At 64.6% G+C, this 14,413-nt stretch carries 11 protein-coding genes and 2 tRNA genes; 7 read left to right on the top strand and 6 right to left on the bottom strand.

The features are described 5' to 3' along the window. Nucleotides 1–3 precede the first annotated feature (3 nt). Complete coding sequence (locus K6G35_RS06115) at nucleotides 4–1,815, top strand: SulP family inorganic anion transporter (RefSeq protein WP_035881886.1); 1,812 nt, start codon at nucleotides 4–6, stop codon at nucleotides 1,813–1,815. 119 nt (nucleotides 1,816–1,934) lie between these two features. Here the strand turns inward: K6G35_RS06115 and K6G35_RS06110 are convergent, their stop codons facing one another. After that, the gene (locus tag K6G35_RS06110; protein ID WP_008650441.1) at nucleotides 1,935–2,198 is read right to left on the bottom strand and encodes a DUF1488 family protein; all 264 of its coding nucleotides are present in this window, start codon (nucleotides 2,196–2,198) and stop codon (nucleotides 1,935–1,937) included. 260 nt (nucleotides 2,199–2,458) lie between these two features. Here K6G35_RS06110 and K6G35_RS06105 point away from each other — a divergent pair. After that, nucleotides 2,459–2,534, top strand: a tRNA-Lys gene (locus tag K6G35_RS06105). Nucleotides 2,535–2,728: 194 nt separating this feature from the next. Here the strand turns inward: K6G35_RS06105 and K6G35_RS06100 are convergent. Then, nucleotides 2,729–4,120 carry an 8-oxoguanine deaminase gene (locus K6G35_RS06100; protein WP_040011231.1) on the bottom strand — a complete coding sequence of 464 codons (1,392 nt, stop codon included), beginning with the start codon at nucleotides 4,118–4,120 and terminating at the stop codon, nucleotides 2,729–2,731. 120 nt (nucleotides 4,121–4,240) lie between these two features. Next, a complete protein-coding gene (locus K6G35_RS06095) occupies nucleotides 4,241–5,140 on the bottom strand; it encodes a LysR family transcriptional regulator (protein WP_495676210.1) in 900 nt (299 codons plus the stop codon). 120 nt (nucleotides 5,141–5,260) lie between these two features. Between K6G35_RS06095 and K6G35_RS06090 the strand changes: the two genes are divergently transcribed. From K6G35_RS06090 to K6G35_RS06070, 5 genes are all read left to right on the top strand, one after another. Next, nucleotides 5,261–5,336, top strand: a tRNA-Lys gene (locus K6G35_RS06090). A 254-nt stretch (nucleotides 5,337–5,590) separates the two neighbouring features. Further along, nucleotides 5,591–6,571 (top strand): Bug family tripartite tricarboxylate transporter substrate binding protein, encoded by a 981-nt coding sequence (locus tag K6G35_RS06085; RefSeq protein WP_008650447.1) that lies wholly within the window; start codon nucleotides 5,591–5,593, stop codon nucleotides 6,569–6,571. Between the two features lie 174 nt (nucleotides 6,572–6,745). Further along, a complete protein-coding gene (locus tag K6G35_RS06080; protein ID WP_040011232.1) occupies nucleotides 6,746–7,084 on the top strand; it encodes a hypothetical protein in 339 nt (112 codons plus the stop codon). A gap of 390 nt (nucleotides 7,085–7,474) precedes the next feature. Beyond that, on the top strand, nucleotides 7,475–7,996 hold the full coding sequence (locus tag K6G35_RS06075; protein ID WP_495676209.1) for a MarR family transcriptional regulator: 522 nt from the start codon (nucleotides 7,475–7,477) through the stop codon (nucleotides 7,994–7,996). Nucleotides 7,997–8,121: 125 nt separating this feature from the next. Next, nucleotides 8,122–12,993 carry an NAD-glutamate dehydrogenase gene (locus K6G35_RS06070; RefSeq protein WP_186425290.1) on the top strand — a complete coding sequence of 1,624 codons (4,872 nt, stop codon included), beginning with the start codon at nucleotides 8,122–8,124 and terminating at the stop codon, nucleotides 12,991–12,993. A 21-nt stretch (nucleotides 12,994–13,014) separates the two neighbouring features. Here K6G35_RS06070 and K6G35_RS06065 read toward each other — a convergent pair whose 3' ends face one another. From K6G35_RS06065 to K6G35_RS06055, 3 genes are all read right to left on the bottom strand, one after another. Then, complete coding sequence (locus tag K6G35_RS06065) at nucleotides 13,015–13,410, bottom strand: hypothetical protein (protein ID WP_008650454.1); 396 nt, start codon at nucleotides 13,408–13,410, stop codon at nucleotides 13,015–13,017. Between the two features lie 69 nt (nucleotides 13,411–13,479). Further along, nucleotides 13,480–13,722, bottom strand: coding sequence for a hypothetical protein (locus K6G35_RS06060; RefSeq protein WP_186425289.1), 243 nt, complete (start codon nucleotides 13,720–13,722; stop codon nucleotides 13,480–13,482). Nucleotides 13,723–13,779: 57 nt separating this feature from the next. Beyond that, nucleotides 13,780–14,283 carry a hypothetical protein gene (locus tag K6G35_RS06055; RefSeq protein WP_495676208.1) on the bottom strand — a complete coding sequence of 168 codons (504 nt, stop codon included), beginning with the start codon at nucleotides 14,281–14,283 and terminating at the stop codon, nucleotides 13,780–13,782. Between the last annotated feature and the right edge of the window lie 130 nt (nucleotides 14,284–14,413).

The raw sequence follows: 14,413 nt of genomic DNA, 5'->3' as shown, positions 1-14,413 counted from the left end.
CCGATGCGTGCGAATCTGGCCCTGACGCGCTGGCTTCCCTGGCTCCCGCGCGTTACGCCGCTGACGCTGCGCGCTGATCTGATTGCCGGCCTGCTCGGCGCGGTGCTGGTGCTACCGCAGGGCGTGGCCTTTGCCACGCTGGCAGGTCTACCCCCGCAGTACGGCATCTATACGGCAGTGATCCCCTGCATCGTCGCCGCCCTGTTCGGCTCGAGCTGGCATGTGATGTCGGGGCCGACCAACGCCAATTCCCTCGCGCTGTTCGCCATGCTGAGCCCGGTGGCATTTGCGGGCAGCCCCGCCTATATCTCGCTGGCGCTGGCGGTCACGATGCTGGTCGGCATCCTGCAACTGGCGGTAGGCGCGCTCCGGCTCGGATCGCTCGCCAATTTCATTTCGCCATCGGTACTACTCGGTTTCACCTGTGGCGCCGCGACCTTGATCGGACTTCACGCGCTGAAGGATCTACTCGGGCTTGCCGTGCCAACCGGCACGAGCGCCTTCGGCGTGGTGCGCTTCCTGCTCGACAATCTCGACACGGTCAGCGGTAGCGCGTTGATCGTCGGCGCCGTGACGCTGGCGGTCACGCTGCTCGTCAAACGGATCTCGCGCCGCGCGCCTTTCATGCTGATCGGCCTGCTCGCCGGCTACGGCGTGGCGCTGCTGCTCAACACGACGGGCTGGGGCGACGCCAGGCATGTGAACGTGGTGGGGCCGATTCCATCGGCGATCCCGCCGTTCCATATCCCCGACATCAACTGGCGCACGGTGCCTGACCTGCTTGGCATTGCCTCGGCACTGACCATCGTCGCGCTCGGCCAGTCGATTTCGATTGCCAAGGCCGTGGCCTTGCGCTCGGGCCAGCACATCGACGCCAATCGCGAGTTCATCGGCCAGGGGCTGTCGAATATCGCGGGCGGATTCTTCTCTGGCTACATTTCGTGCGGGTCGCTGAACCGCTCGGTCCCGAATTTCGAGGCCGGCGCGCGGACGCCACTGGCCAGCGTGTTCTCTGCGCTGCTGCTGGTCGTGCTCGTCATGGTCAGCGCCCCGTTGCTGGCGCAGATTCCGCTGGCGGCGATCTCGGCCATGCTGCTGCTCGTGGCCTGGGGCCTGTTCGATTTCCAGCGCCTGCGCCGTATCGCGCGACTATCGCGCACCGAGTTCGCGATCGCGGTAGGCACCTTCGTCGCCACGCTGGCGATCCGGCTCGAGATGGCCGTATTGCTCGGCACGATCCTGTCGCTCGTCGCGTACCTGTATCGCACCTCGCGCCCCGCCGTACGCAGCCTCGTGCCCGATGCCGATGACCCGGGCCGCCGCTTCACACCGCTGGACGAACTGCGCCGCCCCCAACCGGAATGTCCGCAGTTGAAGCTCCTGCGCATGGAAGGCGCGATCTACTTCGGCGCCGTGCAATACGTCACCGATCGCCTGCACTGGCTGCGTACGGTCAACGCCAGCCAGAAGCATCTGCTGGCGATGACCAAGAGCATGAATTTCATCGACCTGGCGGGCGCGGAGATGTGGGAAGCCGAGTTGGCGGAGCGGCGTGCAGCCGGCGGCGACCTCTACTTCCATCGTCCGCGCACGCAGGTCCTCGAAACTTGGGAACAGACCGGTTTCACCGCAAAGCTCGGCGACGACCACATCTTCCCCACCAAGCGACAGGCGCTGCACACGATTATTGGCAGTCTTTCGCCCGACATCTGCGCGCAATGCCAGGCGCGCATCTTCGAGGAATGCGCTCAGCGCCCGGGAGCCGTGCCGCGCTCGCCACAAGCCAGCGCGTCAGACGCAGCAGCCTCTGCCTGAGCGGCAATCGGAACAACCAGACGTTGATATAAGACGAAAGACGGTAGGTATGTGAGCGCGCCGGCCGGTCTACGCGTGAAACGTAGCCGAAGCCGGCGGCGGAGGGGTGCCCCGCCGGGTCAGACCGGCGCCACGTGCGCGCGCTTGACCACGATAGGTTGCGGCACGCCCTGCTCTATCAGCACCAAGGCCGCGCGCTCGATCGTTTCACGACCAGCACGGAAAGCCTCTTCGAGCGACAGCACCTGGTCGGCACTAAAGCCTTCCCACAGCGCCTCGCGTGTTACGACACATGTCACTTGCTCACCATCGACAATCGCGTGGAACAGCAAACCCTCGTTGTTGATGTCGTAGCGGTCTTGCTCCTGGAATTTGATTTCCATCATCACAGCCCTCCAATATGCAAGTGGAAAAGCATCCTAACATGGCTTGGCGGAAATCGTCTTCGATCCCATGCGCGGAAATATGAGAATGCGATGTGTCTCAATGCTCGTCACGACGTCGGGCGAATTCCCATCGCGGCGCACGCGCTGCGCACGAGCATGTCAGTCGTATATGTCAGGGCGATGTGCAGGCTGGCAGAAGAATCTCTCATCAAAGATTTGACAAAGCCAAAAATGCTGCTAGAATCTCGGTCTTCGTCGGGGCGTTAGCTCAGTTGGTAGAGCAGCGGACTCTTAATCCGTAGGTCGAGTGTTCGAGTCACTCACGCCCCACCAGACATCAAAAAGGCCGGAAGCAGCAATGCTTCCGGCCTTTTGCTTTTGGTGGCTTGGCGCCGCTCAATGTCGAGCCCCGAGCCACCGATGTCGCGCCGGTGCCGTCCAGCGCATGCGCCGTCGCAGCACACCAGCCCCAGCATCGACCGGCGTTGATGTCATCCGCTCATCAAATGCCGGACGCTTTCAGCGAATCACGCACCCGCCGCCTGCGCGCGCTCGAACAGTGTGCGCGCCAGGCGCCGATGATCCGACAGCACGTTCGGCAGATCGGCAGTCAGCAGATGTCCGTCGCGAATCACCACGCGGCCATTGATGACGCTCATCGACACATTGCCCGGCGTGCAGAACACCAGGGCCGCCACCGGATCGTGCCCAGCCCCGGCGTAGCCGACGCCCGACATGTCGAAGGCGACGATATCCGCCGACATACCCGGCGCGAGCGCGCCAATATCATCCCGATTCAGCACCTTGGCCCCGCCAAGCGTGGCAATCTCTAGCGCCTCGCGGGCGCTCATTGCGGCCGGGCCATACCCGACCCGCTGCAGCAGCATCGCCTGACGCGCTTCGCCAAGCATGTGCGCGCCGTCGTTCGATGCGCTGCCGTCGACGCCGAGGCCCACAGGCACGCCGGCATCACGCATCCGGCGAATCGGCGCGATGCCAGAAGCCAGCCGCATGTTGGAGCAAGGGCAATGCGCCACACCCGTGCCGGTACGGGCGAACAACGCCACCCCCTCCTCATCGAGCTTCACGCAGTGCGCGTGCCAGACATCGTGCCCAACCCAGCCCAGATCCTCCGCGTACTGCGCGGGCGTCATGCCGAACTTCTCGCGCGAGTAGGCAATGTCGTTGTCGTTCTCCGCAAGGTGCGTATGCAGCGACACGCCGTAGTGGCGCGCCATCTTCGCGGACTCTCTCATCAGGTCGCGCGACACGGAAAACGGCGAGCACGGGGCCAGCACCACACGCAGCATCGCGTGCCGCGACGCATCGTGATACTGCTCGACCAGCCGCTGGCTGTCGCGCAGGATCGCTGCCTCGGTTTCCACGACGACATCGGGCGGCAGCCCACCCTGGCTACGGCCGACACTCATCGAACCGCGTGCCGCGTGAAAACGCATGCCAATCTGGCGCGCCGCGTCGATCGAATCGTCCAGGCGCGATCCATTCGGATAGAGGTACAGGTGATCGCTGGTAGTCGTGCATCCGGACAGCATCAGTTCGGCCATCGCGGTCTGGGTCGACACACGGATCATCTCCGGCGTCAGGTGCGACCAGAGCATGTAGAGATTGGTCAGCCACCCGAACAGCTCGGCATCCTGCGCGGCAGGCACGGCGCGCGTGAGGCTCTGGTACATATGGTGATGGGTGTTGACCAGCCCGGGCATGACCACATGCCCGCGCATATCGACGACCTCGGCGCGCCCCTCGTCGGCAAGCCGACGGTATTGCTCGGGCAGTTCGGCCGTGGGCCCCACCCACTCCACCGCCGGCCCGTTCGCGACCAGCGCGCCATCGGCAATCTCGCGCCGCTGCGCGTCCATGGTGACGAGTACGTCGGCGTGCTGAAGGATCAAAGTCATGGTGATGTGCATGGGTTGTGAACGTTGCGCAGTCTACGCAACGCCAGTACACACCAAAAGCGCAGAATTTCGCGCTTGGTGTCCACAAAATGAGGACACCTAGACCGTGGACGAGCGGAATTAACGGAACAGGCTGTCCAGCGCCGTGCCGATACGCTCCGCCATCAATTCGGCTGCGGGACTCAGCGGCGCCCGCACCCGCGCAACCATCCTCAACGCTTGCTGCCGTAGGTCGCTGTCGCGCAGCGGCACGAACACCACGGCGCCACGTGCGCGCTCATCCATCACATCGAGCGGATTGAGCAGTGCCACGCCGACCCCGGCTGCCGCGAGTCGCTGGATCAACACGACCGAGGTCGATTCCACAGCGGGTGTCACCTCGACCGACTGCCGCGCGAAGGCGTCGTCGACGAGCGCGCGGATCGACAGCGAAGGCGCCGGGAGGATCAACGGATAGCCGGCGCACTCCGCCAGCCGCGTCGACGGCTGCATGGCAAGGGGATGCCCCGGCGCCACCACCGCGCCAATCGACCAGTCACGGCTGGCCATCACGCGGAACGCCGCCACCTCCGGCAAGTCGTACCCGAGCCCCAGGTCCGCATCGCCCTGCTCCACCGCCGCCACAATGCCGGCCACGGGCAGGTCCGCCACACGCACCACGATGCCAGGATGATGCTGACGGAAGTCGTGCACGAGAGACGGCAACAGGGAGCCCGCCAGACCCGACGTGGTCGCAACCGTGACCATGCCACGCCGCGCGCCCTTGATCTCGGCAACGCGCACCTGCAGCGCCTCATGCTCGCGCAGCGTCTGCCGCACGTGAGCGAGCACCATCTCGCCCAACGGCGTCAGGTGCAGGCGGCGGTTGATCCGATCGAACAGCGGCGCCCCCAGCTCCGCCTCTAGCTCAAGGATCTGCCGGTTGATCGCAGTTGGCGCCACGTGCAGATGCTCGGCGGCGCGGCGGATCGAACCACGGCGCACGACTTCATCGAGATAGCGCAGGACACGGGCGTGCATGACGGATAGGAGCCATTGAGACAGTGGGCGCATTGTAAGCGGCACCTGACACGCCGATGAAAAAAATGCGAACAAGGGCTTGCGCAGTATTCGGTACCTTGCTAGAATCTCTTTCTCGTTGGGGCGTTAGCTCAGTTGGTAGAGCAGCGGACTCTTAATCCGTAGGTCGAGTGTTCGAGTCACTCACGCCCCACCAGCGAATTCAGGAAAGGCCGAAAGCAGCATTGCTTTCGGCCTTTTTGCTTTGGCGCGCCCGCAGAGTTTCCTGCTTCATACGCGCGTCATTGCTCACCCGCTACGCTCTCCCACGCGCATCCACGGGTTCTCCCCGATTCCCCGCCCCCGCCATTTCAGGGTTGAATGCCCGTCGACGTACATCACGGAACGAAGTTCCGTATTGCGGAACCAGCACAACTAGCAACACGTACTAGCAACACCTGGAGGCATCTTTTGAAAGCAGTTCTGAATACGGGCGCCATCGCCGCCCTCGCCGTCCTCGGCCTGACCCAGACCGGCATCGCCCACGCGCAAGCGTATCCGACCAAGCCGATCCGCCTGATCGTACCGTTCGCCGCCGGCGGTACCACCGATATCGTCGGCCGTGCCGTGTCCGATGCGATCGGTCGTGAACTGGGTCAGCCGGTGGTGGTGGAAAACCGCGGCGGTGGCGGCGGCGCGATCGGCGCCGATGCGCTGGCCAAGTCCTCGCCTGATGGCTACACGCTGGGTATCGCCACGGTCAGCACGATGGCCACCAACCCGGCCACCAACCCCAAGAACCCGTACGACCCGATCAAGGACTTCGCGCCGATCACCAACCTGGTGAACGTGCCGAACGTGCTGACCGTGAACCCGAAGGTGCCGGCAAAGAACCTGAAGGAGTTCATTGCCCTGGTGAAATCGAACCCCGGCAAGTACAGCTATGCGTCGGCCGGCAAGGGCAGCATCTCGCACCTGGATGGCGAACTGTTCAAGTACATCACCAAGACCGACATGGTCCACATTCCCTACCGTGGATCGGGCCCGGCGCTGAATGACACGCTGGCCGGACAGGTCAACGCGCAGTTCGACAACCTGCCGTCGTCGATGCCGTTCATCCAGAGCGACAAGCTGCGCGCCCTGGCCGTCGCCGCGCCGAAGCGCGTGGAAGGCCTGCCCAACGTGCCGACGTTCGCGGAAGAAGGCATGAAGGACATGAACAACATGGCCTGGTATGGTCTGGTGGCCCCGGCGGGCACCCCTGCTGCCATTGTCACCAGGGTGCACGATGCGGCGGTCAAGGCCCTGCAGGACCCCAATGTGAAGAAGCGTCTGCACGACGCCGGCGCCTACCCCGACGGCAACACGCCGCAACAGTACACGGCACAGATCAAGCGTGAACTGGAACTGCGCAAGAAGATCGCCGTCGATCAGAACATTACCCTGGAGTAAATGGCGCAATAAGTACCGTATGCCGGCCTTGTGACGTGGCTGTCTCGCCGCCTGAACATTGTTACTACAACTTTCGCTAGCCGAGTCTCCACGATCACCGGTACAGTACAGATGAAGTCATTTTTTTCCTATTTGCCGGGCCCGTAAGCCCGGCGGTTACCTGTGAGGATGATGATGCTGAAGAAGACCGTACCGACGCTGGTTGTTGCCGCCCTGGCTGCCTTGGGCACCGTGCAACTGGCCCATGCGCAAAAGAACTACACGGACGGCGGCGATCTCTACAGCGGGGCCCACTCGAAGGACAAGGCCAACCCGAACCAGAGCGCGGCCAAGTCCGGCAAGTTCGATCCGTACACCGACGGCGCCAAGAAGTCGACCAAGTCGGAACTGGCTCCGGGCAAGAAGGCTGACCCGTACACTGACGGGGCGAAGTCTGGCAAGTTCGATCCGTACACCGACGGCGCGAAATCCGGCAAGTTCGACCCGTACACCGACGGCGCCAAGAAGCAGTAAGCGTCGTCCTTCATGGCCCCCGTTCTCAGGCGGGGGCCATGTTTCTCTTCCCTCCCGCCCCCCTCCCCCGCATCTCCGAGTGGATTAACCGTCGCTTCCACGCGATTGTGATCCGTCACTGCATTGCCGCTGTCACGCAGGTCTCCCGCCCCCTTTCCAGCACGCCAAGCGGCGCCCGGTTCGCCTCATCCCAAAGACTGACTAGGACATACCCGACCTGTCACACCAATGTCTCTACATTGCTGCTAGTGTTCGGCCTACCAATGATTTCGAGCAGTACCAGGCGTGACCTGCCCGCGTTGAGAGGCAGGCACCCAAGCCGCCCGGGCCGGCCAATGCACCGGCCCAGATTGCATCAGGCGGCAACCCTAATATGGGAGACCTGAGCTAATGCAGCCCAAAGCACTCGATACCCACGAACCCGTAGTGCTCGCGCTGGTCGAGGCCGTCACGGCCTGGCAAGGCGCGCTTGAACAGACCCTGGGCGTATCGGGGCTGACCTATCCCAAATGGCTGCTGTTGCGGGCAATCCGCCACGAGGAATTCGTACGCGGCAAGCCGTGCGAAACCGCCATCTTTCTCGATGTCGCGCAGAGCGAGCATATGCTGCGCGAACTGGGCGACGATGGCTGGCTCGATTTCGATGCTGACGGCACGCCGCGCATCGCACCGGCGTCGGTCGCGCGGATGACACGCGCAGCGCAGGCCATCAAGGCCCTGCACTCGGTATCCGCCGGTCAGTTCAGCACCTCGGAGCGCGCGGCGCTAAGCAGCTTGCTGCATCGCATGACCACTACGCTGGAAGACCACGTTGCTCGCCATATTCGCCATGCGGCGTGGGAACGCGACGAGATGTCGATGGTCGTGCCGGACGAACTCCGCCGCGTTGCGCAACAGGCTATCGCTGCCTGACCGCCCCGCCCCGCCCCGCAGCCATGACGCCCCGCCCCGCGCGGGGCGTTTCTGTTTTGTCACCCGGGCAAGGCAATTCTTTCCTACAGTGTGATCATGCACCGGCACGCCGCCGAGGAGACACCATGCCCCCGGAAAACGAAGAAAAGGTTGCGCAGTTGCTGGATGAATTGGTCGCGTTCGCGCAAGAACGGCTGCCGGCTGCGACGTTCGGGATTGTCGAACCCCTGCTGCGGCACTACTACGACCTGGCCGATGGCGAGGACCTGCTCGCACGCAACGTGGCCGATCTCTACGGCGCCGTCATGGCGCACTGGCAGACGGCGCAGAAGTTCGTGCCGGGCACCGCCCGATTGCGCGTCTACAACCCGAACCTCGAGGAACACGGCTGGCACTCGGACCACTCCATTGTCGAGATCGTCAACGACGACATGCCGTTCCTGGTCGATTCGGTCACCACGGAGATCAACCGGCATGGACTGACGCTGCACTCGGCCATTCACCCGGTCTTTCGCGTCTGCCGCGACGCGCGCGGCGGCATCGAGAGCATCGGCCTTGGTGGCGGCGAAATGGGTGCCACCAACTGCCGGCTTGAATCGTTCATCCATTTCGAAGTCGACCGCACAGGCGAGGCCACGCAACTCGAAGCCTTGCGCAATGCCATCGCGCGCATCCTCGGCGATGTGCGCGCCGCCGTGGAAGACTGGCCGCGCATGCAACAGATTGCGCGCGACACGATCGGCAGCATGGCCCAGGCCCCCGATGCCGCCACGCCGGAGTCGGTGGAAGCACGCTCGTTCCTGGAATGGATGCTGGACGACCACTTCACGTTCCTCGGGCATCGCGATTACGAACTGATCTCGCGCGATGGCCAGTTCTGGCTGCGCGGCGTGCCCGGCACCGGCGCGGGCATTCTGCGCGAGGCTCTGCGCGACCCCGCGGCCGAGGACCTCACGTCCCTGCCCGCGGCCGCCCGCAGTGTCATCGAGGGCGCCACGCCGATCTTCCTGACCAAGGCCAATTCACGCGCCACGGTGCATCGACCCGGCTACCTCGACTACGTCGGGGTCAAGCTGCTCGACGCTAACGGCAAGCTGTTCGGCGAACGCCGTTTCGTAGGCCTGTACACGTCCACGGCCTACATGGTCAGCACCAGCGAGATCCCGCTGGTACGCCGCAAGTGCGCCAACATCCTGTCGCGCGCCGGCTTCCTGACCAAGGGCCATCTGTACAAGTCCCTGATCACCATCCTGGAACAGTACCCACGCGACGACATGTTCCAGGCCGACGAAAACGAGCTGTTCGACATCACGCTCGGCATCCTGCGACTGCAGGAACACCAGCGCACGCGCCTGTTCGTTCGGCGCGACCGCTTTGACCGTTTCATCTCCTGCCTGGTATTCGTCCCGCGCGACAAGTACAACACCGACCTGCGCCAGCGCATCCAGAAGTTGCTGATGCAGGCGTTCAACGGCACGGGCTGCGAATTCACGCCGTTGCTGTCCGAGTCCCCGCTGGCACGTATCCAGATCACGGTGCGCGGGCAGCCAGGCACGATGCCGGAGGCCGATACGCGCGAGCTCGAAGAGCGGATCGTGCAGGCCACGCGCCGCTGGCAGGACGACCTGTCCGCCGCGCTGCACGAGACCCGTGGAGAGGAGCACGGCAACAGGTTGCTGCGCCGCTATGGCGACTCGTTCCCGGCTGGCTATCGCGAGGACTATCCCGCTCGTACCGCCGTGCGCGATATCGAACTGATGGAGCACGCGCGCCAGCATCCGAACGGCCTGGCCATGAACCTCTATCGCCCGATCGAAGCCGCCCCCGGCGCGTTTCGCTTCAAGGTATTCCGCGCCGGCCTGCCGATTGCGCTGTCGGCAAGCCTGCCCATGCTCGAACACCTGGGCGTGCGCGTCGACGAGGAACGTCCCTATCTGATCGAACCCGACGCCGGCGACCCGATATGGATTCACGACTTCGGCCTGGAGATCGCCGCCGACCATGAGGGCCAGCCGGTCGATATCGAGATCGAGCGCGCCAAGCCGCTGTTCGAAGACGCTTTCGGACGCGCCTGGAATGGCGAGATCGAGAACGACGACTTCAACCGGTTGGTGCTGCGGGCAGGCCTCGCCGCGCGCGACGTGACGATCCTGCGCGCCTACGCCAAGTACCTGCGCCAGGTGGGCTCCACGTTCAGCAACGCCTACATCGAACAGGCGCTGGCGGCAAACCCGCGTATCGCGGCGATGCTGGTCTCGCTGTTCGTTGCCCGCTTTGACCCGGCCGTTGCCGCCGCCGGCACACCCGACGATGCCCGCTGCCGCAAGCTGCTGGCCGATATCGAATCCGCGCTCGACCAGGTGCCGAATCTCGACGAGGATCGCATCCTGCGGCTGTTCCTCAACGTGATCAGCGCAACCGTGCGCACCAATTACTTCCATCACGGCGCGGACGGTCATCCACGCCCGTACATTTCGTTCAAGTTCAATCCGGCGCTGGTACAGGGGCTGCCCGAGCCACGACCGATGTTCGAGATCTGGGTCTACTCGCCACGGGTGGAAGGCGTGCACCTGCGCGGCGGACGCGTGGCGCGTGGCGGTCTGCGATGGTCGGACCGGCGCGAGGATTTCCGCACCGAGGTGCTGGGCCTGATGAAAGCGCAGATGGTCAAGAACACGGTCATCGTGCCGGTCGGCTCGAAGGGCGGCTTCGTCGTCAAGCGGCCGCCGCCGCCCACCGATCGCGATGCCTTCCTCGCCGAAGGCGTGGCCTGCTACCAGACGTTCCTGCGCGGCCTGCTCGACCTGACCGACAACCTTGTCTCCGGCAACCTCGTGCCACCACCCGAGGTGGTGCGTCATGACGATTCGGACCCATACCTCGTGGTGGCGGCCGACAAGGGCACAGCCACGTTCTCGGATTATGCGAACGCCATCTCGGCCGAATACGGTTTCTGGCTCGACGACGCCTTCGCCTCCGGTGGATCGGTTGGCTACGACCACAAGAAGATGGGCATCACCGCGCGCGGCGCGTGGGAAAGCGTCAAGCGGCACTTTCGCGAGATGGGCACCGATATCCAGGCCACACCATTCACGGTGGTCGGCGTTGGCGACATGTCTGGCGACGTGTTCGGCAATGGCATGCTGCTGTCTCCCCACATCAAGCTCGTGGCCGCGTTCGACCATCGACATATCTTCCTCGACCCGGATCCGGACTGTGCGAAGAGCCTGGCCGAGCGCGCGCGCATGTTCGATCTGCCGCGTTCGAGCTGGGCCGATTACGATGCCACGCTGATTTCCGCGGGTGGCGGCATCTATCCACGCACGGCCAAGACGATCGCGCTCTCGCCGCAGGTACAGGCGGTGCTCGGCATCACGGCGGCATCGCTGCCTCCGGCCGAACTGATCCACGCGATCCTGATGGCCCCTGTGGATTTGCTCTACAACGGCGGCATCGGTACCTACGTCAAGGCGAGTACCGAAACCCACCAGCAAGCCGGCGATCGCGCCAACGATCCGGTACGTGTCAACGGCAACGAACTGCGCTGCAAGGTGGTGGGTGAAGGCGGAAACCTCGGTTTCACCCAGCTCGGGCGTATCGAATTTGCCCGCCACGGCGGCCGTATCAATACGGATGCCATCGACAATTCCGCCGGCGTCGACTGCTCCGACCACGAGGTCAATATCAAGATCCTGCTTGGCATCGTGGTGGCCGATGGCGAGATGACCGAGAAGCAACGCAACAAGCTGCTGGCCGAGATGACCGACGAAGTCGGCCTGCTGGTGCTGCAGGACAACTACTTCCAGACCCAGGCGCTCTCGGTCGCGGGTCGCGTGGCACCGGTGCTGGTCGATGCCGAAGCGCGACTGATCCGCTGGCTGGAACGTGCGGGCCGTCTCAACCGGCCACTCGAGTTTCTGCCCACGGACGAGGACATCACCGAACGCAAGGCGCTGGGCGCCGGGCTGACATCGCCCGAACGCGCGGTGCTGCTGGCCTACAGCAAGATGTGGCTCTACGACGAACTGCTTGCGTCCGATATCCCCGAGGATGTGCTCGTGGCCGGGCTGCTGGCCGACTACTTCCCGCAGCCGCTACGCCAGCGCTACGCGGAAGCCATGCAGCGCCATCCGCTGCGGCGCGAGATCCTGGCCACGCACCTGACCAACATGCTGGTGAACCGCGTCGGCGCCACGTTCGTCCATCACCAGATGGAGGAAACCGACGCGCGGCCCGCGGACATCGTGCGCGCCTGTCTGCTGGCCCGCGATGTGTTCGGGCTTACCGGGCTCTGGGAACGGATCGACGCGCTCGACAATCGCGTCGAGGACGCTGTGCAGGCGCGCATGTTCGGCGATCTGGCGCGGCTGCTAGAACGCGCCACGCTCTGGTTCATCCGCTATCTGCGCGCGGGCGGTACGGTGGAGCCAGGCGCGACCAGGTTCGTCGATGCGGCGCATTGGCTCACGCCGCAATTGCCGACGCTGCTGCCGCCCGATCCATCGCAGGCCATGGCCGAACGCGCCATGGCCCTGACCGAGGCTGGCGTCGACGAAGATCTGGCGCTACGTGTGGCGGCCAGCGATATCGCGGCGGCAGCGCTCGACATCGCGGAAGTCTCTGGAACATGTGGCCGCAGCCTTGGCGCCGTGGCGGGGGTCTACTTCGCCCTGGACACCGAACTCAACTTCGGATGGCTGCGCGAGCGCGCGCTGTCTCTGCCGGCGGAGACGCACTGGGATCTGCTGGCGCGCACGACCACGCTCGACGATCTGGGTCGGCTCAAGCGTGCGTTGACGACGAGCGTGCTGGGCCAGTCGCGCGACACGGATGACCCGCAGGCGCTTATCGAGGGCTGGCGCGGCACCCGTCAGGCGGCGCTGGACCGCTATGCCCAGATGCTGGCCGACCAACGTGCCTCGGGCGTTTCAGGCGTGGCGGCCCTGTCGATGCTGTCGGTCGCGGTCAGGGAGATTGGCTTGCTCGAACGCGCCTGAGTCCGGCTGCCACCAGTGGGTTCAGGCGTGACGGTCCTCGTCATCGATGACGTCGTCATCGTCCATGTCGCGCAGCGGCGCCAGGTCGTCGTCATCGGAAAGGTCATCCGGTTCGCCGCCCCGCGCGCGAAACTCCAGGCCGAGTCGCAGGAACAGGTCGAACGCGTCCGCCAGCAGATGCTTCTGCCGTGGCAGCAGGCTGGCGTAGGGCATGTCGTAGATCGACTGGTGCGTGCCGCGCGCACCCTTGAGCCCGCGATCGCGCGCAATGTCGGACAGCAGAGCTGCAAAGCCCGACAGGTCCTGCGCCGCGAGCGCGGTATTGAGCACACGCGCGATGACTTGCGGCGATGCGGCCGCCCAGCCGATGACCTCGGCGTTGGATGCGGAATCGTGGGATAGGTCGCTGATTTCCATGGCTGTCTTAACGGCCCCGTGCACGCTGGCTTGAGCCGCAACCGCCACGTTCCCCCTTAGGAGGGGAAGTCAGCTTCGCCGGCGCGGCTGCGTGGCGCGCTTCGCCTCGACGCTGGACGACGGCGTCTTCGCGACATGCTCGCGCGGAATCTGCTTGTAGGTGACGGCGCCATCGCGCCCTTGATTGGCCTTCAGGTGGTTACGCGCGCCGCAGAGCGGGCAGCGAAAAAGCGGGCCCTGCCCCTCGTTGTGGATCTCCACCTCGTCGGGCGCCCAGCGCGCACCGCAAGACTGGTTGTGGCAAAAAAACATTGTCGACTCCGGAAATTGCGGCGAATCGTAACATGCGGCCCCGCCAGCGGCGGCGGCCTAGCCGTTGTTCTGGACCCAGTGCCTCGCCCATGCGCCTGCCGCCATGCGAGCTTCGGCGGCCGTGGGGTACGTGGCAGGCGGCCCTCCCGCCTCCTGTACCACCGCGCCGGCTTCCCAGATATCGCACCACGCCTTGTATCGCTCCCTGCCCAGCGCCTGCCAGAACAGGTGCACGACAAACCCGCGGTATTCGAACATGTCTGAGCCGCTATCCGGCGAGATGGACGCCCGCGCCATCGCGCGGGGGTCCTGCGCCGTGGCTGCGTCATCGTCATCGGCAACCTGCCGCGCGCGGCGCATCCCTAGCGCGGCGCACAGGCTGGCAGCCAGCGCGCCAGCCAGAAGTCCCGCCGCGAACCAGCAGATCCTGCTCGTGAACTGCGCATCGCGCTGCAACATCGGCACCTCCGTCTGCGGACGGAGGTCCGGAGCTTCGTTGCGTTTCAGGTTACACCAATGCAACGTCGAAGCCAGCCCCGTGTCGCGCACGCGGTCCGCCATGAAAATCAGAATCCGGCACGTGCAATGGGCGGACAAGGTGGATATACTGTACATCCATACAGTATCGGAAATCTCCGAAACGTCTCCGAAACGTCTCCGAAACGTCTCCGAAACATCCCCGAACCATCAC

This window comes from Cupriavidus sp. HY129, from assembly GCF_059492215.1.
Note: the sequence above shows the minus strand (reverse complement) of the source record. Positions and strands in the feature narration are given on the sequence as shown.

What these genes read in the sequence shown, in the direction of transcription:
- K6G35_RS06115 (WP_035881886.1), top strand. Translation starts at nt 4, where the DNA reads ATGCGTGCGAATCTGGCCCTGACGCGCTGGCTTCCCTGGCTCCCGCGC.
- K6G35_RS06110 (WP_008650441.1), bottom strand. Translation starts at nt 2,198, where the DNA reads ATGGAAATCAAATTCCAGGAGCAAGACCGCTACGACATCAACAACGAG.
- K6G35_RS06100 (WP_040011231.1), bottom strand. Translation starts at nt 4,120, where the DNA reads ATGACTTTGATCCTTCAGCACGCCGACGTACTCGTCACCATGGACGCG.
- K6G35_RS06095 (WP_495676210.1), bottom strand. Translation starts at nt 5,140, where the DNA reads ATGCACGCCCGTGTCCTGCGCTATCTCGATGAAGTCGTGCGCCGTGGT.
- K6G35_RS06080 (WP_040011232.1), top strand. Translation starts at nt 6,746, where the DNA reads ATGCTGAAGAAGACCGTACCGACGCTGGTTGTTGCCGCCCTGGCTGCC.
- K6G35_RS06075 (WP_495676209.1), top strand. Translation starts at nt 7,475, where the DNA reads ATGCAGCCCAAAGCACTCGATACCCACGAACCCGTAGTGCTCGCGCTG.
- K6G35_RS06070 (WP_186425290.1), top strand. Translation starts at nt 8,122, where the DNA reads ATGCCCCCGGAAAACGAAGAAAAGGTTGCGCAGTTGCTGGATGAATTG.
- K6G35_RS06065 (WP_008650454.1), bottom strand. Translation starts at nt 13,410, where the DNA reads ATGGAAATCAGCGACCTATCCCACGATTCCGCATCCAACGCCGAGGTC.
- K6G35_RS06060 (WP_186425289.1), bottom strand. Translation starts at nt 13,722, where the DNA reads ATGTTTTTTTGCCACAACCAGTCTTGCGGTGCGCGCTGGGCGCCCGAC.
- K6G35_RS06055 (WP_495676208.1), bottom strand. Translation starts at nt 14,283, where the DNA reads ATGGCGGACCGCGTGCGCGACACGGGGCTGGCTTCGACGTTGCATTGG.